The sequence below is a fragment of the Paenibacillus sp. PastF-3 genome (genome assembly GCF_029893135.1).
GTDB lineage: Bacteria > Bacillota > Bacilli > Paenibacillales > Paenibacillaceae > Paenibacillus_AQ > Paenibacillus_AQ nitricinens.
Genome location: NZ_JARXWM010000008.1, coordinates 178670 through 203431, shown reverse-complemented (window position 1 = coordinate 203431; position 24762 = coordinate 178670). Strand labels below are relative to the sequence as shown.

The 24762-nt window shown below is 42.9% G+C and carries 26 protein-coding genes; 15 read left to right on the top strand and 11 right to left on the bottom strand.

Annotated features, from left to right (window positions below; all coding sequences use genetic code 11):
• Positions 1 to 99 precede the first annotated feature (99 nt).
• The gene (locus tag M2444_RS17980) at positions 100 to 312 is read right to left on the bottom strand and encodes a hypothetical protein (protein WP_094868883.1); all 213 of its coding nucleotides are present in this window, start codon (positions 310 to 312) and stop codon (positions 100 to 102) included.
• Between the two features lie 99 nt (positions 313 to 411).
• The gene (locus M2444_RS17975; RefSeq protein ID WP_094868884.1) at positions 412 to 924 is read right to left on the bottom strand and encodes a MogA/MoaB family molybdenum cofactor biosynthesis protein; all 513 of its coding nucleotides are present in this window, start codon (positions 922 to 924) and stop codon (positions 412 to 414) included.
• Between the two features lie 172 nt (positions 925 to 1096).
• On the opposite strand from M2444_RS17975, the gene M2444_RS17970 reads away from it, so the two are divergent.
• The 6 genes from M2444_RS17970 to M2444_RS17945 all read left to right on the top strand — a co-directional run bounded on the left by M2444_RS17970 (position 1097) and on the right by M2444_RS17945 (position 5236).
• Entirely contained in the window at positions 1097 to 2122 is a 1026-nt protein-coding gene (locus tag M2444_RS17970) for a CobW family GTP-binding protein (RefSeq protein ID WP_280787665.1), read from the top strand.
• Between the two features lie 94 nt (positions 2123 to 2216).
• Positions 2217 to 2564 carry a four-helix bundle copper-binding protein gene (locus M2444_RS17965; RefSeq protein ID WP_042128424.1) on the top strand — a complete coding sequence of 116 codons (348 nt, stop codon included), beginning with the start codon at positions 2217 to 2219 and terminating at the stop codon, positions 2562 to 2564.
• Between the two features lie 166 nt (positions 2565 to 2730).
• Positions 2731 to 2880 (top strand): hypothetical protein, encoded by a 150-nt coding sequence (locus M2444_RS17960; RefSeq protein ID WP_179281507.1) that lies wholly within the window; start codon positions 2731 to 2733, stop codon positions 2878 to 2880.
• A 173-nt stretch (positions 2881 to 3053) separates the two neighbouring features.
• Positions 3054 to 4016 carry an ATP-binding cassette domain-containing protein gene (locus tag M2444_RS17955; RefSeq protein WP_280787664.1) on the top strand — a complete coding sequence of 321 codons (963 nt, stop codon included), beginning with the start codon at positions 3054 to 3056 and terminating at the stop codon, positions 4014 to 4016.
• Complete coding sequence (locus M2444_RS17950) at positions 4013 to 4726, top strand: hypothetical protein (protein ID WP_094868887.1); 714 nt, start codon at positions 4013 to 4015, stop codon at positions 4724 to 4726. Before M2444_RS17955 ends, M2444_RS17950 begins: the two co-directional genes overlap by 4 nt.
• A 45-nt stretch (positions 4727 to 4771) precedes the next feature.
• A complete protein-coding gene (locus M2444_RS17945; protein ID WP_042188942.1) occupies positions 4772 to 5236 on the top strand; it encodes a hypothetical protein in 465 nt (154 codons plus the stop codon).
• Here the strand turns inward: M2444_RS17945 and M2444_RS17940 are convergent.
• From M2444_RS17940 to M2444_RS17930, 3 genes are all read right to left on the bottom strand, one after another.
• A complete protein-coding gene (locus M2444_RS17940; RefSeq protein ID WP_280787663.1) occupies positions 5213 to 6466 on the bottom strand; it encodes a winged helix-turn-helix domain-containing protein in 1254 nt (417 codons plus the stop codon). The two genes, M2444_RS17945 and M2444_RS17940, sit on opposite strands and share 24 nt — an antisense overlap.
• 106 nt (positions 6467 to 6572) lie before the next feature.
• Positions 6573 to 8660 (bottom strand): ABC transporter ATP-binding protein, encoded by a 2088-nt coding sequence (locus M2444_RS17935; protein WP_094868889.1) that lies wholly within the window; start codon positions 8658 to 8660, stop codon positions 6573 to 6575.
• Between the two features lie 47 nt (positions 8661 to 8707).
• Entirely contained in the window at positions 8708 to 10456 is a 1749-nt protein-coding gene (locus M2444_RS17930; RefSeq protein WP_280787662.1) for an ABC transporter ATP-binding protein, read from the bottom strand.
• Between the two features lie 603 nt (positions 10457 to 11059).
• Here M2444_RS17930 and M2444_RS17925 point away from each other — a divergent pair.
• The gene (locus M2444_RS17925) at positions 11060 to 11377 is read left to right on the top strand and encodes a HesB/YadR/YfhF family protein (RefSeq protein ID WP_094868891.1); all 318 of its coding nucleotides are present in this window, start codon (positions 11060 to 11062) and stop codon (positions 11375 to 11377) included.
• A 74-nt stretch (positions 11378 to 11451) separates the two neighbouring features.
• Here the strand turns inward: M2444_RS17925 and M2444_RS17920 are convergent, their stop codons facing one another.
• A complete protein-coding gene (locus tag M2444_RS17920; RefSeq protein WP_094868892.1) occupies positions 11452 to 11967 on the bottom strand; it encodes an ADP-heptose synthase in 516 nt (171 codons plus the stop codon).
• Positions 11968 to 12091: 124 nt separating this feature from the next.
• On the opposite strand from M2444_RS17920, the gene M2444_RS17915 reads away from it, so the two are divergent.
• From M2444_RS17915 to M2444_RS17905, 3 genes are all read left to right on the top strand, one after another.
• On the top strand, positions 12092 to 13840 hold the full coding sequence (locus M2444_RS17915; RefSeq protein ID WP_094868893.1) for an ABC transporter ATP-binding protein: 1749 nt from the start codon (positions 12092 to 12094) through the stop codon (positions 13838 to 13840).
• 134 nt (positions 13841 to 13974) lie between these two features.
• Positions 13975 to 14493, top strand: coding sequence for a sigma-70 family RNA polymerase sigma factor (locus M2444_RS17910; protein ID WP_280787661.1), 519 nt, complete (start codon positions 13975 to 13977; stop codon positions 14491 to 14493).
• Positions 14486 to 15424: a DUF4179 domain-containing protein gene (locus M2444_RS17905; RefSeq protein ID WP_280787660.1), complete on the top strand. Its 939-nt coding sequence runs from the start codon at positions 14486 to 14488 to the stop codon at positions 15422 to 15424. Before M2444_RS17910 ends, M2444_RS17905 begins: the two co-directional genes overlap by 8 nt.
• Before the next feature lie 76 nt (positions 15425 to 15500).
• Here M2444_RS17905 and M2444_RS17900 read toward each other — a convergent pair whose 3' ends face one another.
• Together M2444_RS17900 and M2444_RS17895 are read right to left on the bottom strand one after the other, a co-directional pair.
• Positions 15501 to 15944, bottom strand: coding sequence for a DUF441 domain-containing protein (locus tag M2444_RS17900; protein ID WP_042188929.1), 444 nt, complete (start codon positions 15942 to 15944; stop codon positions 15501 to 15503).
• Position 15945: 1 nt separating this feature from the next.
• Positions 15946 to 16950, bottom strand: a complete 1005-nt coding sequence (locus M2444_RS17895; protein WP_280787659.1) for a YpdA family putative bacillithiol disulfide reductase — start codon at positions 16948 to 16950, stop codon at positions 15946 to 15948.
• 180 nt (positions 16951 to 17130) lie between these two features.
• Here M2444_RS17895 and M2444_RS17890 point away from each other — a divergent pair, with 180 nt between their 5' ends.
• The 4 genes from M2444_RS17890 to rsgA all read left to right on the top strand — a co-directional run bounded on the left by M2444_RS17890 (position 17131) and on the right by rsgA (position 20722).
• Positions 17131 to 17727: a DUF2087 domain-containing protein gene (locus M2444_RS17890; RefSeq protein ID WP_094868896.1), complete on the top strand. Its 597-nt coding sequence runs from the start codon at positions 17131 to 17133 to the stop codon at positions 17725 to 17727.
• 121 nt (positions 17728 to 17848) lie between these two features.
• Positions 17849 to 18307, top strand: a complete 459-nt coding sequence (locus M2444_RS17885; RefSeq protein ID WP_094868897.1) for a DUF3939 domain-containing protein — start codon at positions 17849 to 17851, stop codon at positions 18305 to 18307.
• 156 nt (positions 18308 to 18463) lie between these two features.
• Entirely contained in the window at positions 18464 to 19135 is a 672-nt protein-coding gene (locus M2444_RS17880) for an HAD family hydrolase (RefSeq protein ID WP_280787658.1), read from the top strand.
• Between the two features lie 495 nt (positions 19136 to 19630).
• Entirely contained in the window at positions 19631 to 20722 is a 1092-nt protein-coding gene (gene rsgA, locus M2444_RS17875) for a ribosome small subunit-dependent GTPase A (protein WP_280787657.1), read from the top strand.
• Between the two features lie 116 nt (positions 20723 to 20838).
• Here the strand turns inward: rsgA and M2444_RS17870 are convergent, their stop codons facing one another.
• Both M2444_RS17870 and M2444_RS17865 read right to left on the bottom strand, forming a co-directional pair.
• Positions 20839 to 21465, bottom strand: a complete 627-nt coding sequence (locus tag M2444_RS17870) for an FMN-dependent NADH-azoreductase (RefSeq protein ID WP_042128394.1) — start codon at positions 21463 to 21465, stop codon at positions 20839 to 20841.
• Positions 21466 to 21960: 495 nt separating this feature from the next.
• The gene (locus M2444_RS17865; protein ID WP_042128392.1) at positions 21961 to 22200 is read right to left on the bottom strand and encodes a hypothetical protein; all 240 of its coding nucleotides are present in this window, start codon (positions 22198 to 22200) and stop codon (positions 21961 to 21963) included.
• Between the two features lie 142 nt (positions 22201 to 22342).
• Here M2444_RS17865 and M2444_RS17860 point away from each other — a divergent pair, with 142 nt between their 5' ends.
• A complete protein-coding gene (locus M2444_RS17860) occupies positions 22343 to 23011 on the top strand; it encodes a hypothetical protein (protein ID WP_094875176.1) in 669 nt (222 codons plus the stop codon).
• Here the strand turns inward: M2444_RS17860 and M2444_RS17855 are convergent.
• A complete protein-coding gene (locus M2444_RS17855) occupies positions 22998 to 24698 on the bottom strand; it encodes an alpha-amylase family glycosyl hydrolase (protein ID WP_280787656.1) in 1701 nt (566 codons plus the stop codon). The two genes, M2444_RS17860 and M2444_RS17855, sit on opposite strands and share 14 nt — an antisense overlap.
• Between the last annotated feature and the right edge of the window lie 64 nt (positions 24699 to 24762).

The following is a 24762-nucleotide window of genomic DNA, read 5'->3' as shown; positions in this document are numbered from 1 at the left end:
CAAATGTTTTCTGCAAAAGAAGCGAGAGAAGACCCAATGCATTTAGCACGGGTCTGTCTCTCACTTATTGGGGACTTTTAATAGTGGTGTGAAGTAGAGTTATCTTCCGCCTCTAGGCATCATGTTATTGTCGCAAAAAACATCTTTCACAGAATAGGTGTAGCAATGGCGAGGAACGGGTACACAGTGATGACGTCTAACGATTTCAACTGGATGAATCACATTTACTACTTGTGGATGGAAGTGATCTTGATAAACCACCTTAGGTGGGTCAGTTACCGTTTGGGCCGGGCATTTTGGACATTCAGACATTTCCTTCAGCTCCTTTTGTGTGTGGACTTACCGTATTATACGCACAGAACAAAAGCCTGCTTGGTTGTTTGTCTATTGTATTTAAAAATGGGTATTTGCTTAACGCTTGTAAATTTCACGCATAACATGGCGAAGTTCCGGGATAATTAACCGTTCCATAGCCAGTTTTACGGCTCCAGCAGAGCCAGGCATAGAAAAAATTGCGGTCTTTCCCATGGTGCCTGCGATGGCTCGACTAAGAATAGCTGCCGAACCGATGTCCTCTGTAAAGCTTAGCATCCGAAAAATCTCACCGAATCCAGGTAATGTTTTATCTAGCAAAGAGGCAACAGCTTCATACGTCGTATCCCGTGGAGAAATCCCTGTTCCACCTGTGAGGAGTACAGCTTCTATTCCGGCCTGGTCAACACATTTATACAATAGCTCACGGATATCCTGATAATTATCTTTCGTAATGGTGCTGCCTATCACTTCATACCCGGCTTCTTCGAGCATAGATTTAATCAAAGCTCCTCCGGTATCTGTTTCAGTAGTTCTGGTATCCGAGACAGTAATGATATAGCAGGAAACGGTTTGAGGCGCTTCTTTCCGATGTTCTTCAACAGATGACAAATGGCTCAACTCCTAGATTAGAGATGTTATCATGATAGGGGATGGCAGAAGTAAAGACAAGCTTACGTGTACTTACAGAATGCAGCTGGAATTTGGGGTGCCGCTTGCGTGCTTCGCGCGCATGTAGTACACTCGCTACACATAACTGTAATTTGCTGGGGAGCGATGAAACATGGAACAGGTCGTACCTGTGTATATATTGTCAGGATTTCTGGGGAGCGGCAAAACAACATTGCTGCAGCGCCTACTAGATCATTGGAAAAATCAGGGTTTACGCCCTGCAGTAGTGATGAATGAGTTGGGTGAAGTGAATTTGGATGGATTGCTAGTTGAGCAAACTGTCCCTATGGCAGAACTACTTGGTGGATGCATATGCTGTTCTATCCGAAGTGATCTTAGTACAGAGCTGGCAACACTCATTAAGAAGGAGACACCGGATGTCGTAGTGATCGAGGCAACAGGAGCTGCAAATCCGCTGGAAATTGTAGATGGCGTAACCGAAATTTCGTTGTATCAAAAGGTAGAACTGAAAAGCTTGATCACCGTTGTTGATGCCGTACATCTTCTTGAACTGTATCGCGCACAGCAGGGGGCAACTTATCGTTTGATGCAGGAGCAGATTCGCTGCGCTTCTGTCTTGCTATTGAATAAAATTGACCGTGTAACCGCTGAAGAGGCGGAAGAGGTTACCGCTGTACTACGGAAATGGAACGCTTATGCACCCATTCTGCCAACTGTGCGTTGTGATGTAGAACCGGAGGAATTGCTGCGTGATGCAGGTGGAGTTCTTACGGATGCACAATTGGAAGAGGTTGAGGATGGCAGTGAGAGCTTCTTGCATGATGAAGATGAACACACGACTAGAGGCACACATACTAGCCACGATCATGTTATGGCGTACACACATTATTTTAAACGTCCAGTAAACAGTGAACAATTCGAACAGTTCGTTAAGGAATTACCGCGTGATGTTTATAGAGCTAAAGGTATTGTGACCTTTAATGACACCTCCAGCCGCTTTCTTTTCCAATATGCCTATCGTGAAGCTGATTTTATGAAAATCACACCACAAGGCGAAGTGCCTGACGTTGCCGTATTCATCGGTGAACATTTCTCATCAAATGAACTGCGCACTAGGTTACTGGAGATGGAAGGGCGTACCTTCGTTCGTCCTAGTACAATTAAGAGAAGTCTATAATCAGATCTCCTTGTCAGAAGTTGTAATGGTTCATTCCTAATCTTGTAGGTTAATAGTATCGCATACCCTATAAAAATACAGGAGGTTTAAGGCTATGACCCGAATTCAATATCAGGAGTGCATTGACGCTTGTTTAGAAAGTATGAATGCCTGTAATTATAGCTATGTCTCAAGCCTAAAAGAATATGATCTTGCTTCTCTGCGTGAAAGCATGCGGCTAGATCGTGAATGTGCGGATATTTGTTCATATGCCGTACAAGCGATGACTCGCCAAAGTCCGTTTGTAGCCGGAATTCTCCGTCTATGTGCCGAAATTTGTGAAGCCTGTGCAGATGAAAGCAGCAAGCATATACATACACATTGTCAGGAATGTATTGATGCCTGCCGTAGATGTGCTGAGGCGTGCCGTCTAATTAGCGATGCGGTTGAGGTTTATGCGTAAATACATGTAACCTAATTCTCATATATGAACCGATAACCAGATTGTTGCTGTAGAAATATAGCAATAGTCTGGTTTTTTATATTCAGAACAGATGAAACCATTTATATAGCCAGAGCTTGCACAGATCTTTGAATATATTGAATGGGTGGAGCAAAATAGCAGCCCGATGGACCCGCCTGATCCGGTTGGCTCTTCAGAGGGGACAGGTTTATTACGTGAGCTATATGATTTGCTTATGTTCAGTCAGATTACACCAGAGAAAGCTGCAGAACAGTTCCGGCTTCGAGCTGAAGATATTCTGTCACATACCAAATAAACAAAAAGAGGGAAAGGATTAACGGAAAGCAAACAATTTTATAATAAAACTTCTGGATTTAAGAAAGGGCTGCTTTAGCAGTTCTTTCTTTTTTTGATTAAAATTTGGTTCGTATAAGAGGAAATTCGTAGGGAACTGGAGAATTAACAGTAGATATGAAGGGAGCACGATTAGTGACACACAGAGAAGAACTTAACTTTACTGACATTGGCATAGATGCTACTCCCCTAATAGTATTAGAACAAATTAGTAAGCAATTTGCACGACGAACAGTGTTGGAAGAAGTTTCGATGGTCGTTGAAATGGGAACTGTCACTGCACTTATCGGAAGGAATGGTTCAGGTAAAAGCACGCTGCTGTCTATCTTAGCTGGACTCATCCATGTTTCCTCAGGGAAGTTGGATCGCATTCATCATCATATGAGGATTGGATATGCGCCTGAAATTTTTCCAGGGTCGAAGCTTTCCCCAGAGCAGTATTTGCGAAGCATGGGTCAGATTAGCGGACTTGCACCAGCTCAGATCGAGCAGGAATTAACAATGTTATTCGAACTGTTTCTGTTGGAGAATTTTCGTACACAATCTATGCTAAACTTCTCCAAAGGGATGCTGCAAAAAATAAATCTGATCCAAAGCTTAATGGGAAGTCCTTCATTGCTGCTTCTGGATGAGCCTATGTCGGGATTGGATCTCACTTCCATGAATAAGCTTGTTGACCTTCTGATAAATTTGAAGAAAAAGGGCACAGCCATAGTATTCTCGGTACATGAGCCTCAGTGGATAGAAATGCTAGCCGACCATGTCCATGTACTTCAAGGAGGAAGGATTGTTAAGTCCATTGTGGGGTCTCAGAAGTTGAGAGCAAACCCCACTACTTATATCCGATTATCCAAGCTGTCCATTCAGAATCAGCAGTATCTGAAGGGTATGACAGGGTTTATTTCTTTAGGGGAAGTTAAGGATAGTGCTTATAGTGATTGTATAGGGCTGACTGTAGAGGCTTCACATTCTGACATCTTTCTGCGGTTTGTATTAGAAGCGGGTGGCTCAATACAATCGGTAGATCCCCGAGGGGGACGTGACGGTATAGAACTGTGGATGAGCCCAGCGACCAGAGCTAAGGAGGTCGATTCATGAATTCGCTTATCGCTTATATGCTGCGAAGCTATACCCGATCTCAGCGATATTTCGGCCCATTAGCAGGGATTGTGATTGCGGTTCAGATTTTGTATTCCTATAAACCTAATCCGGTAATGAATAGCTATGCAGCTACTGCAGTAATGCTTTTTATCAGCTGTGCCTGGATGGGCCTCAGCTTTCTAAATCATGAACATCCTGTACATCGGCAGATCGCAGTGGTTCATCTGCGAAGCGCGGTTAAGCATAGTGTAGGGGGTATTCTTTCACTTGCATTTCTTACGTTGCTGCTTGATCTAATCCTTGTTATTTATCCTTGGGTAACGGGCCACTTCGCAGAATCACCAGGGGTGTATCGGTTCAGCTTAGCTCTTGCTGGACACGGGTTATTAGGGATGCTTGGTGTGTCCATTTCCTTATATCTGCAATCTTCGTGGGTTAAGAAAGGCAGCCATGCTGCCGGTATCATGCTGGGAATTGTTATAATGTCACTTGGTGGGACCCAGATCAGTGATAGTTTGCCCGGTTCGTTACATTTTCTGATCTGGTTGTTACCACCTGTCGCCCCAGTTATGGAGGTTATGATGAAAGCTGATACTATACCATTAGCGGAGTTGTTAGGTTCATTTGCACATGCGCTCTTATATATAACACTGCTTATCGGTTTTTATTTGTACAGATCAAGACAGAGAGACTACAACAAAACATAACTTGTATAGATAAAAGTAAAAAGGATATTGAAGTGGAGGGGAAAGATGAAGCATACACAAGTACCAGAGAGTGAACAATCCAAGGAGTTATTTGCGTATTTTGGACTAGCAGTCTATTATGGTCAAGCCCTAGAACAGCAGTTGACCAATTTGTTATTGCTCACCAAATTATCGCAAGGCAAGACGCCCACTGAAGCAGATCTGACGGATCTGTATCAGCGAAAACTCAGCAATTCACTCGGTCAACTCATCAAAGAAATACAGCATCACTTTCCTTTCTCGGAGCAAGAAACCGCTCAGCTAGAAGAAGTATGGAAACAGCGAAACCATATCGTTCACGATTATTTCAAAGAACGGATACAAGAAACATTCACCCCTGCTGGAAGGGCAAAGATGATCGAGGAGTTAAAACGATTCAAAAATAAAGCTAGACGGCTAGAAATCAAATTACAAGGCTATTGTACAGAAATGTTCACGAAACTGGGGCTAGAAGAGGAGACCTTGCACTAATAACTCTTCTAATCCGCAGTCCTCTACAACCTCCGGTCTAAAATGAATCTTAGAAGCTCTAACGCAGCGTGATAGTGCAGATAGAGCTTCGCCTAATGCCGGAAGCATCTCTGGTGTTAGGCGCTCACCCGGTTCCCACCACCAATTCATAATATTCAATGTTTGGCTCTTCTTATCCACCACCGGTTCAAATCTCGCAATAAAACGATCATTATATAATAAAGGCAGTACATAATATCCATATTCTCGTTCCAAAGCGGGTTTATAGACTTCCCAGCGGTAATGAAATCCAAATAATTGTCGGATCAGTTCTCGATCCCATATCAAGTTATCGAGTGGAGCTATTACAGCTGCAAACGAATAACCTGATTGACTCTCAGCATCTTCTGACTCTTGCTGTATTACAGCTTCTAAAGTTAGAGCGTCCATGCTACGGATGTAGAGTGGGAGCTTAATACCCTCCACTAGAACTTCCCTGAGGCTATCGCTTTGTAACAGCCTTTGGATCGCTGCCGCACGTTCCTTGCTCTTCAGACCGGAAATCCCCAGCCATCCGTCTCCGGATTTATTCCATAACAGTCCGATACTGCCTATTCTACGCAGCACATACCAATCATGAAATTGTTCATCGGTGGGGTTAGGGTCTTTCGTGTTCAAAAGATGATGTGGTAGCAGACGTTCAGCGAAATCGTAATACCGGCGGGTATGAACACGATGATGAACGACTATCTCCCCCCAAAAGTACATACTTTCCAAAGCGGCACGTGATAGTCTAGCCGGAGCCCAAGCCCAATCCACCTTGTCCTTTCCTTCTACATCCAAGGAGGAGAGAGGACCGCGCTTTATTAGCTCCTCACGAACCTGCTGTACGGCAGCCATTACAGGTTCATTAACCTGATGGTACAAGGCAGAAGCTTCTCTTCTCCGTTTGAAATAAGGCCAGTCCTCTGTACAATAAATGGACATGTTCTTGTCCCAACCATCGAATAGAAGTCGGTCTTGATACAGTAGCTCTTGGGCTTGCTCAGGCGTGAACCCGGGAACTCGTGCTTGGAGGACAAGCTCATGGTTATGGCCTGCGATGTTAAGAGGATCATATTGGATACAGCCTACGTGACGAACATAATCATAAATACTAAGTTTACCGGCAGGAAGAGCGCCCCTGGTTAACTTTTGGTGTGCCAGGAGAAAAAGTCGAGCTTGTTTCTTAGTTATAGTGTATGTACGCATCAAATGCCTCCTTCACCTATATGTATTATTTTTCATTTTACAGAACAAACGTTCTAATATCAAGTGTAGAAAAACCCTGAATCACAGATGTGACTCAGGGCATCGATTACATTTTCTCTAACGATGGTTGCAAGCTGCCTAACGAAGTTCGGGAGGATGCACTCTTATTATTGTCTATACTGTTAGAACCAGCACCTACTTGCAGCTGATACATCCGGAAGTATCTGCCGCCGAGTGCCATCAGCTCATCGTGGCTACCGCGCTCTACGATCTCTCCGTGATGCAGAACCAGAATCTGATCTGCACTTCGAATCGTGGATAAACGGTGTGCGATGATGAATGTCGTGCGTCCTTTTTTAAGGACTTCTAATGCATCTTGAATGACGCTTTCGGTCTCCGTATCGATATTGGAGGTGGCTTCATCAAGAATCAGAATAGCAGGGTCGAAGGAGAGCGCTCTGGCAAACGAAATCAATTGTCGCTGACCTGCAGATAGGGTGCTCCCTTTTTCAATAACGGGTTCATCAAAACCTTGAGGAAGGTGGGCCAGCAATTTATCTGCTCCGACTTCCCGTAAAGCCCGTTCAACCCGCTCGCGTGAGATTCGTTCATCCCCCAGGCTGACATTAGAAGCAATCGTACCAGTGAAGAGGTAAGGGTCTTGAAGAACAATCCCCATGTGATTACGCAGCCATTGCTTCGGAATATCTGTGACCTTCTGGCCATCAATCGTGATTTCACCTTTTTGCGGATCATAGAACCGGAATAACAAGTTGATTATCGAGCTTTTTCCGGAACCGGTATGACCCACTAGAGCAACCGTTTCTCCCGGACGTGCTTCAAAGGAAATATCGCGAAGGACGAAGTCTTTTTTATAAGCAAAGGACACGTTCTTAAACTCCACTTTTCCTTTATAGCGCGGCATGGAACCGTCGGTAACATTTTCCCCAGGCTCATCCATAAGAGTAAACACACGACCCGCAGATACCATAGAAGTGTCGAGATTTGCAAGCTGATTCACCATACCTGTAATCGGTTGGAACAAACGTCCAAGCACATCGACGAAGGCGTATAGAACCCCTAAAGATACAAAAGTAGAACCCGTAATACTGCCATGTCCGAAATACCAAAGCACCATCACAAAAGAGAGACTGCGCAACGAGTTCACCAGGTTGTGGGAGGTAAAGGCATTCAAATTCAGCATTTTATTCTGATATTTCAAGTAGTCATCGTTCAGATGCTCAAATTCTTCACCAAGCTGCTTCTGACGGCGGAATATGCGAACAATGGACATTCCTTGAATCGATTCATTAATGATAGCGTTGATCTCACTCAGACGTGAGCGGATAATCGTATTATATTTTGTAGCGATTTTGCGATAGAGCACGATCCAAAGAATAAGAATCGGGATGATGAACAAGCTGATCAGACCTAGCCGGACATCGAGCAAGAACAAGGCGATGTATACGCCTGTAATATTAATAATACCGGTACTGAAATTGGAGAGAACGGCAATGAATAGATCTTTTATCGCCTCAGTATCATTGGTTACACGGGAGACTACCTTACCTGCTGGCAAGTTATCAAAAAAGTAAACCGGAAGTCGCTGGATATGCGCATACACATCGGTTCGCAGTTTTCGGATCACCTGATTCGCTGAAGATTGCAGCCAATAGGTTTTACCAAATTCGGCAAAGATCGAAATCACTAGGAAGATAGCGTACAAACCGACTAGCTGATAAATGCCTGGAAGCTCAGGTTTGTAAAAAGCGAACAGCTCATCTGCTGAAAGCTTAACCGCAGGATAGATGGCTTCGTCCTCACCACGTGTGATATGCATTTCACCATTGCTGAACTTTCGCTCACCATCTGGTTGTGTTACAGCTTCATTAATAAAGTAGAAGGTTCTTCCCTCTTGAAGAATGCGAATTTCTTGACCCTTAGCTTCCCCGGGTTCAAAACGATCTCCTCGTTTATAGTAAGCGTTGTTATACTGAACGGCCTCATCTGGAGAAGTAGTGCTAAAATAAGGCTTTTCAATGGCCAGCATATGATTGTCAATCATACTTTTGGCGATAAACGGACCTGCCAGTTCAGCCGCTACCCCGATGGAGAGGAGTAGAAGGGCTGCAATAAAGGTTTTTTTTGCAGTCAATGCGTATTCAAGCAGGCGTTTGCCTGTACTCTTTGTCAACGGTGACACCTCCTAAAAGTTTTGCTTAGTCATAGCTAGTATGTCTATTAATCATTCGATAAATTATTCTCTACTTGCTGCCGGTCATACTGCTCGCGGTACCAGCCATTCATATCTAATAGCTCCTGATGCGTACCACGTTCAACAATGTGGCCGTTATCCAGTACAACGATGATGTCGGCATGTTGAACAGCAGAGAGGCGATGCGTAGAGATCAATGTTGTTTTTCCTGCACGCTCTTGGCGAATATTCTCAATAATCTGGGCTTCCGTACGAGCGTCAACAGCGGATAAAGCATCGTCCAGAATCAGTACATCTGGATTGGCGATAAAAGCTCTGGATAAGGATACACGTTGTTTTTGACCACCGGATAAGGATACTCCACGCTCACCAACCAATGTATCTAAACCATCGGATAATGTGCCTAAGTCATTTTGGAAGGCGGCAGCTGTGATAGCTTTCAAGATCGTATCGTCGTCCGCGTTATCCAGACCAAATTGAATATTCTGACGAACAGATTTAGAGAAGAGGATCTGTTCCTGAGGAACATATCCCATCCAGCTGTGCAGTTGATCCAATGAAATCTGTTGAATTGGAACACCAGAGATGAGAATTTCACCATTACCTGTCGGATATTCTCGTAGCAGCTGTTTGAGCAGCGTTGATTTACCGCTACCTGTACGACCGACTACACCTAGTGTTTGCCCTTGGTTCAAGGTCAGACTGACATTAGTCAAATTGTCAATCGTCGATGAAGGATAACGGAAGGTCACATCGTTAAGTTCAATTCGGGTAGGATTTGCAACATGAACCGGGTTAGCGGCACTCTGAACATCTGCTTTGGAGTTTAGCGTCTCATCAATACGTTCGAGAGAGGCACCCCCGCGTTGCATGATGTTGATCAGCTCACCAATGGCGAACATCGGCCATACAATCATCCCGAGGTACATATTGAAGGAGACTAGATCACCCAGCGTGATCTGATTACGGAATACAAGATAAATCCCATAGGTAAGACCGATAATGTAGCTGAGTCCAACGCAGAATCGAATTGTCGGTTCAAAGAAGGCATCTACACGGGCTACAGCCATATTCTTGTTGTATACATCTTCTGTTATATCCGAGAATCGTTTCTCATCGAGTCTCTCTTGCACATAAGCACGGATAACCCGCACACCGGAGACAGATTCGAGAACATGATCATTCATATCTCCGAATGCATCTTGTGCTAAGGAATAACGATCATGTATTGCTTTGCCATAAAAAATCATAGCGATTGCAATTAACGGTAATGGCACTACCGCTGCGAGAGTCAGCTTCCAACTGACGAGAAACCCCATTGCAAACAGTACGACTGTGAGATAGATTGTTGAATCCACCAGAGTGAGCATACCGAATCCCACGGTAGCTGAGACCGCTCTAATATCGTTGGTTGCCCGAGCCATCAGGTCACCGGTTCTATTGCGTTCGAAGAACGATGGGGTCATGGTCATCAAATGATTCATAAATCTTGAGCGCAGAAGGCGCTCTACGAGGTTGGAGCCTCCGAATAATTTGTGCATCCATATGTAGGTAATCCAATAAATGACTAGCAGTAAAATGAGGATCATGCCGATATACTTGGCTAATGATGCTGTAGTAATAGAACCGCGTACTATGTCGTCAATGGCATTGCCTAGCAGACGTGGGGGTAATAATTCAAGCACACCTACTCCAATAAGTAAGATTAGGCCAATCAGGTAACGCCTTTTTTCTCGGCGAAAGAACCAGCCGAGATTGCGGAGAACGGAGAACAAGTAAATCCCTTCCTTTCAAGTTAAAGTAATAGCTGTGATGTTGGAAAAAAGCGCAAGTGGTTATCTCTATAGCCAGAAGAATCGACGTTATCGTCCTTCAAAGAGGACAATCGTTTCTCGTAGAAATATAAGGAAAATTTATATCGTGAAATATATAAATTCTTATATTTAAACAAAAAAGGCATATCATCCGAAAACGGACGATATGCCTGTAATTTACAGCTATCATGCGCACGGTGCTATACAGCACCAGGCATGTGAGAGACCTACAAGAACTAAAGTTATACGATCATTTACACTCGTATGAACTTCAGGATGGGTTCACCACTTGGGCTGCTTCGGTATTCAGTTGATTGGAAATTCCAACAATAGTTATTTGATATGGCTGTAACTTCGTAAACACCGCGCTCACCCCTTTCATTGTTTTAATAATTAATTTTGGTAATAACTAGCAGACGTTTAGTTATGTTCAGAGTTTATCACTCCGTTTGCAAAGTTGTCAAACTAATTTTTGAGGAGCTTGGGAAAACATTAATTACATAAAGGTGTTTGAAAATCGATTCATTTTCAGTATGATTAGACTATACAAAGGAGCTGAGAGAGATGAACATGGAAATTAGTCAAGCAGCGGCAGCTTGGTTTAAAAGAGAACTGGATCTTAAGAATGGCGACTATATTCGTTTATTTCCCCGCTATAGCTCGGGAGGTGGACTTCACCCTGGTTTCTCCTTGGGTATCGGGATGGAGGCACCTGGACGTCCAGCAATACAAGTTGAACAAGACGGTATTGTGTTCTACATGGAAGAGCAGGATTTATGGTATATGGAGGGCTACGGCTTAACTATTGTGTATTCTGAGGCAGAGGATGACATTGAATATAAGTATGAAGCCAATTCGGTGCCTGGCGGAGTACAGGTTTAAATGTCTTAATTTTGTTTTTTTACGAATGTGAAAAGCCCTTGCCAAAAGGCAGGGCTTTTTCTACGTTGATATAATCAGTGCGAATTGTGGAACGTTTCTTCCTCCATTGCAAAATCGAAATCGTCAATGTCGTATACTTGAACAGGGACCCCACCTTCAATAATGCGTTGAATCAGCTCGAATTGATCGGTAAGAATGGGCACCTTCTCACGTTGTGAAGACAATAGAAGCTCCGTTTCGATGGGATCGAATGTTTCGCCGTAGACAGCGGTATCCATGCTGTTAATGATGGTAATCTTTGATTGTCCGCCTAGTAGAATACCAGAGCTTTTTGCCCAAGGAACGGCCAGACAGCGGTTGATTTTTTTAGCATTTAGCGGCTCTTCGAAATAGGCAATGAGCTCACCAATCTTGAGTTTGACATGCTTGTCATCATCTGGACGGTTCATTAACGGATCATCACTGTCCCGAAGTTCGTATAATTCCATCACGGTCGTATAAGGCACTATATATTCTACAGGGCTGCTCGATATGAGAAGCTGGCCGTAAATCGCCATCATGACGGCTTCCGTCACAAATTGTCTAGACATCTTTATCCTCCTGAAGTTCGGGTACTGCAATCGTACTTATGGACTTAAAAATATAAAAACACTGTAGAGCGCAAAAGTCAACTGTACTTAGCAACTCAGTAAAGAGAAAGGATAGAATATCTCTGTGAAACAATGGAAATCATATTTTACTTTTGTACGGCCTTACATGAAATGGATTGTGTTTACGCTCTTTATAGGTATGATCAAGTTTAGCATCCCGTTGACACTGCCTATGATCCTGAAATACGTGGTCGATGACCTGCTGATGAACCCTGCCATGAGTGCTCAGGAGCGGGTATCGCAATTGATGCTTATTCTCGGAGGCGCTTTTGTTTTATTCGTAATTGTAAGGGGACCGGTGGAGTATTACCGGCAGTATTTTGCCCAGCTGATCACAAGTAAGATATTGTTCGATATGCGCAATAAGCTATACAGTCACTTACAGCGCTTGTCGCTGCGGTATTATCAGAATACAAAAGTGGGCGAAGCAATTTCGAGATTTATAAATGATGTGGAACAGACTAAAAATTTAGTAGAAGTCGGAATGATGAATGTATGGCTGGATTTATTTACGCTAGTGTTTGCGCTTGGTTTTATGTTTTATTTGAATCCAGTGCTGGCGCTAGTATCTATCGCTGTACTTCCGTTTTACGCCTTTGCGGTGAGTAAACTATATAAACGACTTAAGGTGTTAACCAAAGACCGTTCACAGGCTCTAGCTGGCATTCAAGGCTATCTTCATGAACGGATTCAAGGCATTTCGATTATCCGCAGCTTCACGATGGAAAAAGTGGATCAGAAGCAGTTCGAAGATATCAACGGTAACTTTCTCAAAAAAGCGATGGCTCAAACCCGTTGGAATGCGATTACCTTCGCGATTATTAACACACTAACGGATATTGCACCACTGCTAGTCATCGGATACGGGGGTTATCAAGTTATTCATGGCCATTTGACTGTGGGAACCTTTGTTGCTTTCTTCGGCTATCTGGACCGGATGTATGCGCCGCTGCGTCGATTGATTAATTCCTCGACAGTGCTAACTCAAGCCTCGGCTTCCCTTGAACGGGTGCTTGAGCTGCTAGAAGAGCCTTATGATATCGTGGATAAACCGGGAGCAAGACCTCTGACGAATGCACGTGGTGAAATTGATTTTCATAAGGTTTGGTTCAAATACAACGAAGAGAATGATTGGGTACTGAAGGATATCAATTTAAGTATCAAACCTGGGCAGACGGTCGCTTTTGTCGGAATGAGTGGTGGTGGGAAGTCCTCTCTCATAAGCTTGATTCCGCGTTTCTATGACATCAGCAAAGGTAGCCTCCAGATGGATGGTCAGGATATACAAGGTTTGACGCAGGAGAGTTTACGAAGAGCCGTTGGAATGGTGCTTCAAGATAATTTCTTATTTAGTGGGTCTGTAAGAGATAATATCTTGTTCGGTAATCCTAATGCTACAGAGGAGGAAGTCCTCTCGGCGGCGAAAGCTGCCAATGCGCATGATTTTATTGAGCAGCTGCCGCTAGGCTATGACACAGAAGTGGGAGAGCGTGGAGTGAAGCTGTCCGGTGGACAAAAGCAACGGGTTGCGATCGCAAGAGTGTTTCTTAAAGATCCGAAGGTTCTTATATTAGACGAAGCTACATCAGCGCTGGATCTGGAGTCAGAGCATTTAATTCAACAAGCGCTGCAATCCCTCTCATCGGAACGTACTACACTAATTGTTGCACATAGACTGTCTACAATTACACATGCAGATCAGATCGTAGTGCTCGAGAATGGTGAGATCACAGAGCGTGGTACACATGAAGAACTGATGGGGCTAGATGGAAGTTATGCGAGATTGTTTAACGTACAGCATTTGGATACATGATAAGAACTAACCTTACAATAAATTACTTAGGTGGTCTTCTCGAGAGAGAGGGCCATTTTTTTTAAACCCATTTGAGTCTTTTTGAATATCACGTGCGTCTAAAAAGTATAAGCAACATGAAAGGTAGTGAGAACTTGAATACAACAGAGCTGGAGGAAAAGGCGATAGCGGGTGATGAAGACAGCTTTACTGCATTAATAGATGGGATGCAGGAGCGTCTTTACCGTATGGCATACTCCTATGTGAGGAATAAGGATGATGCGCTGGAGATTGTACAGGAGACCGTCTACAAAGCGTATATCTCTATTCATAAACTGAAGCAACCTCAATATTTTAAATCTTGGCTTACAAAAATAGCCGTCAATTGTGCTTTGGACTTTATCCGGAAATCTAAAAAAATCGTGTATATGGATAAAAATCCTGAAGTCAGCTATGTTTCAAAACCGATAGAAGATGTCATTGATCTACAGGAGGCGTTAAGTGTCCTTGATAAAAAATCAAGAATGATCATTGTTATGAGATATTTCGAAGACTTACCTATTAAAGAAATTGCGGGAGTAATGGAAATGCCAGAGAGCTCTGTAAAAACCGTCATCTATCGGGGTTTAGGGAAATTAAAAATAAATATGAAGGGAAGTGAGTACTTTGGATAATCAACTTGAACGGTTACAGAAAGCATACAACGATATTGAAATCCCCGAAGAACTCTCACAAGCTTCTCGTAAAGGGATTGAAAGAGGAAAACTTCATAAACAACAGAAAAGAGGAACGAAAATGAATGGATTAAAGTGGACAGGATCAGTTGCAGCAGCAGTTATTATTTCTTTTACAGTAGGGGTAAATACGGTGCCAGCCTTCGCGGATAGTATGAATGATGTCCCAGTGCTCGGTAAGCTTGTAAGTGTATTGAAATTTACGGATGGAAGTGCAGGCGGCGGTACGATCCAGGATGGAGTAGATGTCAATTTCATTTCTTTGAAACATCAGAAGAACAGTGATCAAATGATTTTAAACTTTGCAAATTCGGACAATACGCAAGACCTAGCAAGCTCTTATAACGTAAAATTCACCGACAATCCTTATACAATGACCGTAACCGTGAGCGGGGCAAGGAACTTCTCAGCTGTTAAAGATCTCGAGACATTAAAAGAAAGCAAGTATGTTCAAGATGCTTATCCTTTAATTACATTGGATGACTCGATGATACGTTTCAATGTAACCTTCAAAGAGCCAGTTGCTTATGAGGTGAAGGAATATAAGGAACCGGCACAGGTTGCAATTACATTGAAGGATAAGAAGGGTAATGTGGGGGAAGGAACTTCTATATATTCCCTTAGAACACTCTCAGAGCCAGCTGGCGAGAGCCAAGGAATGGCTGAAGAGATGTTATTCGGGTTAGAGAATGTGCGCGTATTAAAGGATCAGAAGGGATTATTCCTGGTGGAAGCTGGGTATTTCAATACAGAAGCAGAAGCTTTGGCTCAACTGAAAAAAATTCAAACAGAGCATGAGGTTGGTGATCTGTTGTTTGTAGAAAAACGATCGTCACATGAAATTCCACAGTCCATTTCGCAGGCTGAGTAAATACACAATAGAGCAGCGATTCTCTCGTTAGTGGAGAATTGCTGCTCTATTTTTGTATTGAATGGTTACCCACCGGTTACATTTTGCCAATCAAGAGCGACAATATACCGGCTGCGATAAGCGGCCCTACAGGGACACCCTTGAACAATGCAACGCCAATCACTGTTCCGATCAGGAGACCCGCAACAACTGTGGGCTGGTTGGTCATAAGGATGGCTCCACGCCCGCCAAGATAAGCGACGAGAATGCCGATCGCAATTGCAAGAAGAGACTTCCAGTGGAGGAAGGACTGACCGACCATCTGCAGCGATATTTTACCGCTGGCCAAAGGCGTCATGACCCCGATCGTAAGAATGATTATCCCGATGGTTAAACCATATTTCTCAAGCCAAGGGAAGGTCTGCTGCAGGCCAAGAACTCTTAGCAGTAGTAGGACGACCATTGCTATTGTTACAGGGGAATTACTGCTTATAATACCGAGCGCAGCAAGACCAAGCAAAAGCAAAGAGGTCATGTCCATCTTAATCGTTCAACTCCTTATTGTGAGAACTGCGCTTCGCAAGAATGTGATCCGCGATAAGTTTACCATGCCCACGACCTGTCTCGATAAATACTTCATTCGCATTACGGCCTGAAGCGATTACTCCTGCAACATAAAGACCTGGAACATTACTTTCCATAGTTGAAGGATTAAAAGCTGGCTTATCCATATCGTCATCCATAACAACGCCGGCAGAAGTGAGAAGCACTCGGCTGGGCCGGAAGCCAGTCAAAGCAAGGACGAAATCATTATCTATGGATTTTTTGTCTCCATTATGACTTGTAACTATAACCGAACTAGCCGTAATTTCAGTAACACGTGATTCCAGATGTAGAGTGATCTTGCCCTTTTGTACCATCCCTTCAAAGATTGGCCGAACCCAAGGCTTAATATTCGAGGAAATGCTCTCACCACGATAGACCATATCGACTATAGCTCCAACACGCATAAGCTCCAGTGCTGCATCTACTGCAGAATTACTGCCACCAATGACAGTAACTTTCATCCCTGTATATGGATGGGCTTCACCGAAATAGTGGGTAACTTTAGGGAGTTCTTCCCCTGGAATACCGATCATATTCGGTTGATCAAAATAACCTGTAGCGATAACGACATTTGCAGTGATACGTGTGTGATGCTCACCACGCATATTGGACGTATGTACAGCATAGGTTCCATCTTCCAGTGGCTCAATGGATAACGCTTCTTCATAAGCAGCAATATCTAGACCATACTGCTCCGCAGCCCGGCGGTAATAGACAAGAGCTTCGTGGCGGTAAGGTTTATCATTGGTCGAGGTGAAAGGAACGTCTCCGATTTCTAATAACTCAGCAGTACTAAAGAATTGCATATTTGTTGGATACAAATAAATGGAGTGAACGATAAAGCTTTTTTCAATAATGAGACTGGACAGTCCTTGGCGCTGGCATTCGATAGCTGCCGAGAGGCCGCATGGACCTGCACCGATAATAATTACATCTTTCATACAGTGGGTTACCTCCTGATTGTTACTATCTTTTCTTTAAATCCTACCCTAAATTCATTCATTTTGCCATAACCATAAGATTAAACACAATAACCATTGCAAGCATAATGTTGATTGTTATATAATTAGATATATATCTAATGATCATCTAGCTTATGAAGGTGAAGGAGTGTGATTCCAATGCAGTTAGAAAAAATAGTGAACTATCATAAAGCTTTGGCTGACCCAACGCGTCTTCGTTTATTGTTGCTTCTGTCACAAGGAGAAATGCACGGACAAGCGCTGGCTGAGAAATTGAATTTATCGCAACCAACAGTAACTCATCATGCTGCGAAGTTACGTGAAGCGGCATTAATTAAGGAACGACGTGATAAAAATACGGTTTATTTCAAGTTGAATCCAGAGTTCATTAGCAGTGGTGCTGAGTCTTCACTTCAGTTTATTTTTTCAAAAGGAGCGAGGAATATGGAGGAGAAATCACCTGGAAGTAGTCTAAAGGAGTCTGTACTGCGTAATTTTTTTTCGAAGGATGGGCGGCTTCGGCAAATTCCGGCACAATATAAGAAGAAACTGATCGCACTTCAGTACATGGTTGAGAAGCTAGAGCCGGGGGTGGTTTATTCTGAGAAGGAAATTAACGAGTTCATTAAGCAGTTTCATGAAGATTTTGCTACTATTCGGCGTGAATTTATAATGCATCAGTTTATGTATCGAGAGAATGACAAATATGAGCTTAATCCTCAAGAAGTATGGACTCGTTGGGAAGATGTCAAATAATGTTCATGAAGTTATTAACAAAGTGTGTCTATTAGGTTTATCTTGATTAAGAGGGAGGAATTCGAATATAATATAATTGTAAGCGTTAACAAAGATAGTTTTTCGAAAGGAGACTTGTCTTATGTTTTTCAAACGCACAAAAAAACAACCCCAATCGGAACATTTCACCGTTACCCTAAATCAAGTCAAGCAGGCGATCAGACAGTTTGAAGAGGATATGCCTGCGCTCATTAATAGAACAGCTTTAATCCTTGATGACAAAAGAATAGATTTGAGCAGACTAACACGATATTTAGGAGGCATTCCAGAACAGAATTTCTACATGTCACGCGAGACATATGAAGTTTTCGAGGAAGAAGATAAGCTTGTTCCGTATTACCTTGATATGGTCCAGTCGGCTGTCGATAATTATATCAGTGATACAGGTCAGCTGCCACTTGTTGAAGATGCCTGGTTACCTGAGGTCCATTATCGATTGTTAGCGACAGAAAGTTATCTCAAAGAAACCCCTCCTTTTCCACTGTATATTACAGAAGAGGAAATGATGCTGACACATCGAGCGGAGCATTTTGAGCAATGAAACAATCTAATTTAAAGCATATAGAGACTGTTCGGTAGAAGGGGAGACAGCTTTTCCTTTTTACAGAATGGTCTTTTCATTGTCTTTAGAGACATAGTACAATAGATTTCTGAATATTCAATTCTGAAATCAACAGCATATAAGGGGAATCGCTTGATGAAAGAGATACAAGCTATATTATTTGATTTGGATAATACGTTAATGGATCGTGATCATACCTTTCGCAGTTTTAGTATACAGTTTGTTCAGGACTTCCTAGGACATTTGGAAGCTGAAGAAGCGCAGAGGGTAATCGAGGATATGATTCACAGAGATGCTGATGGATACCGTGATAAGGACGGATTCTTCGTAGAGCTAAGCGAGGTACTGCCTTGGGAAACGCCAGTTACGGCTGAACATATTCGTGCGTATTATGATGCAAGTTATATCAATCATGGTGCTACAATGAAGGATGCGGTGGACGTTCTGAAGTACTGCAAGGAGCGAGGTTATATACTTGGTCTGGTTACCAACGGCAAAGTAGATATCCAGAACACCAAAATTGATACCCTTGCCCTGCGAGACTACTTCAAGGCTATTGTTATTTCTGGAGAAGCAGGAATGGCTAAGCCCGATCCTAAGATTTATCAACTTGCATTAGACAGATTGGGAGTTACTGCAGATCAGACTTTGTTTATTGGAGATCACCCTGTAAATGATATTTGGGGTGCAGGCAAAGCAGGGCTACAAGGCATTTGGCTGCAAAGAAAACATGCCTGGGACGATCAGTTGGACATACAACCTTGGAAGATAATCTGCGAGTTGAACGAGCTTAAGTCCATTTTGTAATTTATCAAAATTTATAGTTGACATTATACGGCAGCGCCGTTTATGATAACAGCATCTTATTTCGGAAGGAGACGATGTTTTATGACAGTTTTAAATGTAATGAACTCAACTGTTGTGGATACGTGTCTTCCGGGAACAGCGGCTGCCGAATAAGTTATTCGTGCAGTTTAGCAGGTAAGCTCTATTACGCTTATTAGAGCCGCGGGAACCGTATTGGGTCCGGCGGCTTTTTTGCGTATATAGAATCGATAGGAATTGTAGTTAATTGTCTATTTCTCTATATATCGCACGGGAAAATGAACTTATCCTTGTCTTTAGGATGAGACATTTCTCTGATTATGTGTGCACTTTTTGTCCTTTTCGTCCTAGAAGAGTTCATGAAGTGTGACAGCCGCCGGAGTCTTAAATCCTGGCGGCTTTTTATGTTCTCGGAGAATGCTGGAAGTACTTAGTAAATAAAAATAAAAACTTAAACAGATCTTTAGGAGGATTCGAATGACTAACATACAGCAATATGGTTGGAATGAAAATTGGAGTTCAAAATGGGGTGAAAAGTGGAAGGAGACGGAGGATAAACGCCTTGTTCCCGGAAGAATTGTAGGCGATTTTGGCAGTAAGTATAGGGTAATGACTGATTTGGGAGAGACATGGGGTGAGCTATCAGGCAAGCTGAGACATACGTTTGTCGCTTCAGGTGATTTTCCGGCGATCGGCGACTGGGTGGCTCTTTCCATGCAGGATGGCGGCGAGCATGCGATTATACATGGGATATTGCCTCGGCATAGTGTCATCTCACGCAAGGTAGCTGGTAACACACAAGAGGAGCAGATTGTTGCCTCGAATGTAGAAACCTTATTTCTGGTCAGTGCTTTGAATGATGACTTTAATGTTCGGCGGATGGAGAGATACTTAATCATGGCTTGGAACAGCGGAGCTAATCCAGTCATTCTACTGACCAAAGCGGATCTTTGCCTAGATGCAGAGAGTAAAATTGCCGAAATGGAAAGCGCCGCTCCAGGTGTGCCAGTTCATGCGGTTAGTGCATTGCAAGATAATGGCCGTGAGAAACTGCTGCCTTACATTGGGAATGGACAGACAGTAGCTTTAACGGGTTCATCTGGCTGCGGCAAATCAACGATGGTCAACTGGTTATGTGGAAAGAACCTTCAGCTTACACAGGATGTAAGAGAAGGCGATAGCCGTGGACGCCATACTACTACCCACCGTGAACTGTTTATTATGCCGGACGGAGGAATCATAGTGGACACACCAGGGATGCGTGAGCTGCAGCTATGGGAAGATGAAGGTGGATTAGATCTGGCGTTTAGTGATATTAGCAGCTTAGGTGCTGGATGTCGGTTTAGTAACTGTAGACATGAACGTGAGGAGGGCTGTGCGGTACTTGAAGCGGTTCAAAACGGTGAGTTGGAAGAGAAGAGACTGCTGAACTACCGGAAGACACAGCGGGAGCTGATGTACCAAAGCACGAAAGAGGTGAAGCTCAAGAGAAAAACCGCAGCTTCTTCTAAAGTTCATTCGACAAGGACTAGAGGGTACGGCTGGCGTAAAGAACTTGATGAGTATTAGAAGAACTTTATAGACAGCGACGGGGCCAAGGGTAGTATTTAAATAGGCTAGATAATCAAAAAAAAGGGTGACCACTCAGGGTCACCCTTTTTTCTAAATTCTTTTATAGGCTTGTATTAGAACGATGCAGCAGTTTCCTTAGCCAATTGTAATCCGTTCTCAATGATTTCAGCGGATTGTGCAGGAAGTTGGTTATGACCTTCGATGATGACTTGAGTAATATCTTTAATACCCCAGAGGTTAAGGTTACCAACGATGAAGTTTACAGCCATTTCAGCACTTGCTGCAGGACCTTCGGAATAAATACCACCTCTAGCGTTCAGAACGATTGCTTTTTTACCTGTCAAAAGACCAACTGGACCTTCAGCAGTGTAAGAGAAGGTTTTGCCAGCTTGGCAAAGGTAATCGACATAAGTATGCAATACAGCTGGTACAGTCATGTTCCACAGTGGGAAACCGAATACTACTTTATCAGCAGCGATAAACTGTTCCAAATATTTATTAACTACAGCAGCACCTGCTGCTTCTTCAGCTGTTAGTTCGTAGCCTTGAGCAGCTTTGTACATACCAGTGATCAGGGTATTGTCGTAGTAAGGAAGTTGCTCTGCAAACAGATCAAGTTCAGTGATTTCATCTTCTGGATTGTTGAGTTTGTAGTTCTCCAAGAATTCATTGTAAAGCTTAACGCTTACGGATTGTTCTGCTGGACGGTTGTTTGCTTTGATAAATAAAACTTTAGACATTATGATTGCTCCCTTGAATGTGTGTATTTAATATTAACTATAAATAATATAGCATGTATTCTTTTGTTTGTAAATTATTTTTTTGTAATTGTTTTTTGGGGGAAATGAGTATTTTATAAAGGAAACAGAGTTTGAAAAATACAAATCCCGGTTAATAAACTTACAAGGTAACAGGAAAATATTCCCTATATCCATAAGGATCTGAATGAATTAAAAGGAGCGATGGACATGTCCATTGATCGGTTTATCATTAAGAAATTGGATAGCTGTCACGAAGAGCATACACGCCAAAATTTAGTGAGACTCTTTAAACTTCGGATACAGAAAGCTGAAAAAGCAGAGAATAAGAACTATAAAATTAGCTGAAATTGCTCCAAACTCATGTAATCATTCATTACTAAAGCAGCAAACTTAAAAACAGCAAGTCTCTTTCTGAGACTTGCTGTTTTGTCTGCCAAAGGATAAAAGAAACTTCACAAAAAAACTACCCCTCTATTAATAGAGGGATAGCGCCAATGAATCATTCTCACTATAACTGTGCAATATAGCCTCAGAGCCTTTAATTTCGATACTAATTAATGAATTCAGGCATTTCTGGATGGCATTCTTGCCCTTTTGAATTTTGAGCTCCAACGTACTGTTAAGTAATCTAAGTACTTTTTGAGTGGGCTGTTTATTTTCTGTTGTGAAATACACAGGTACAAGTTTGTTCTGAAATGTGATGAGCATTCTCATTTTGAAGACACCTCGCTAAAAGTATTTCATGTTAATGATAATACCCTTTGTTTCTTAATTTTACCTTAAAATTAGCTTATGATAACATAAAGATTGTTAGATTAATATACATATATATGAAATACAGGAAGGATACAATGATGTGAATGACAATGGATTGGCCGATTTAACGCATTTTTTATTTCCAGATGAAGCAAAGGGGCAAGCAGTTCTGGATCAGTTACATACAGGTTTAACCGCAGAACGGATCTGTAGATTGAAATATAAAGAGAAGGAGGAAATGAAGGATCTGTGTCTGCAAATACATAAAGACAGGATACTAGTAATCTGCAATAGTAACCCGGAAACCCTTCCCTATGAATTAAAGGATGAAAGTGAAATGGAGAGCTTTTGTCTTCAGCTGTTCGAATGTGAGAACATGAAAGAGCTTTACAATCATGGGATTCCGGCATTACTAATGTCAAAAATAAAGTTTGAGGAGCTGAAAAAAAGCTCATGTTCATCCACGCTGCAAATGCTCTCAGATTGTTTAGCAGCTGAGACAGGGGATGATGTACATTCCATCCAGCTGGCACGGGTGATGAAGTGCTTCATGTCGGAGGGAGAATTACGACTTTGCACATCCAGTGACAGTGGATGGAGGTTCCAGAAAGCACGCTTCTTGGGCGATCATTCCAGTGGCTGGTTGTTACGAATGAGCAGTGATCCATCCAAAGACTGGCTTATAGCCCTCCCGATTACAAAAGCTCAATTATGTGGGTCAGTAACAAAGTGGGTGTTACATTCTTCCTCATTTCTCACTCCACAATAGCGGTTGAATAAGGAGGGAGGGTAAGTTGATCTGAATTCAAGATCGATTTGACAGCAATCGTCTTTAAGATCTTGGAGTAAGAGAAACCCTCGACATTGGGTTGCAGTACAACGGTTTGTTCTTCTCCAGTAAGGTTATGAACGACGAGCACCTGATCCTGTGTTGTTAGTCGTTCGTAAGCCATAACCCCGGGATTGCCAGAAGCATAGTCACGGATTCCGCCATCCCGGAGCGCAGGAATCTCATTTCTTAGCGCAATAAGCTCGCGATATCTTTCTAGCATTGAACCACTGTCATTCAGCTGGCTCTCAACATCAACGTTTATCGCACCCGCATTATTACTTCCGGCCTCCCAAGTAGTCTGCCCCTCTCCTTGATCGGCTGCACTCCATCTCATAGGCTCTCGAAGTCCTTCATCTGGCTTCACACCGCGCATTCCAATTTCTTCACCATAATAGATAAAAGGATTCCCAGGCAAAGTTAACAGTAGGGCTGCTGCCATTTTTGCATGATTCGGGTTATTGTCTAATTGACTCATGACTCTGTTTTGATCATGATTCGTCAAGAAAGTAGCATCGGTAAATTGGCTATCGGATATTTTGGAATACAATTTATAGGTTCGTTCCAGCGTAAAGGCCGTCCCGCTGTCTTTTTCAGTTTTTACAGAGTTCACCAGTGTTTCTGCTAAGCCAAAGTTAAAGCTTGAGTCAAATGCTTGATCTAAATAAGCTCCGACAGTGACAGCAGAATTCTCCCAGACCTCGCCAACAATGTATGCCTCTGGGTTTACTTCATTCATAACCTTGCGGAACTCCTGCCACCAGGATACATTTTTAGCAGTAGTAGCCTCACTTTTGTCACTCAAAAGATCTTCGTAGATATGCTTCGCAGCATCTAGTCGGAAGCCATCCACTCCTTGCTCCAGCCAAAACTTTCCGATGTCCTTCATTTCAGTACGAACTTCTGCATTATCGAAATTCAGATCAGGCATGCCTTCCCAAAATCCGCCCAGATAATGACTGCCAAGGATAGAATGCCACGCATTGCCACCGCCAGCAGCGCTGGCTCCATTTGCGGGACGACCTTGATCCTCGGCCCAGACGTACCAATCACGATATTTGCTGTCACTGTTTTTAGCCGAGTCTACGAACCATGGGTGTTCTTTGGAGGTATGATTCACAACCAAGTCCATAATTATTTTAATTCCTCGTTTATGCGCCTCTGTAATAAGCTCCTGCATATCCTCAATCGTCCCATATTCAGGATTAATCGCACGATAATCAGTTACATCATATCCATGATAGCTTGGTGATGGGTTGATGGGCATGAGCCAAATCCCGCCAATCCCCAAATCAGTCGTGGTTTCAGGATTCCCATCATTTAAGTAATCCAGCTTCTGGGTGATCCCTTTGAGATCTCCAATGCCATCGCCGTCTGAATCATAGAAGGAACGAACAAATAATTCATAATAAACGGTGGAAGGTTGTTCGTCCGTCTTATTTATAACTTTTCCAGCTTGGGGTGCAGCGGTGCTCTGAATGGAGCCTGCTCTAGGGGAGGGCGTGGCAACAGATGTTTTGTTGCTTGAATTACCAGTGCAACCAGACAGCAGTAATGTGGTTAGGCTGATGCCCACCAGAGAGCATATTGTAATTTTTTTGGTTTTGAACGTAGCACCTTTATACATATGTAAAAACTCCTTCAATTGCAAATTTTCTAATACAAGAAATGGAAAGCGCTTTATTTCCTAT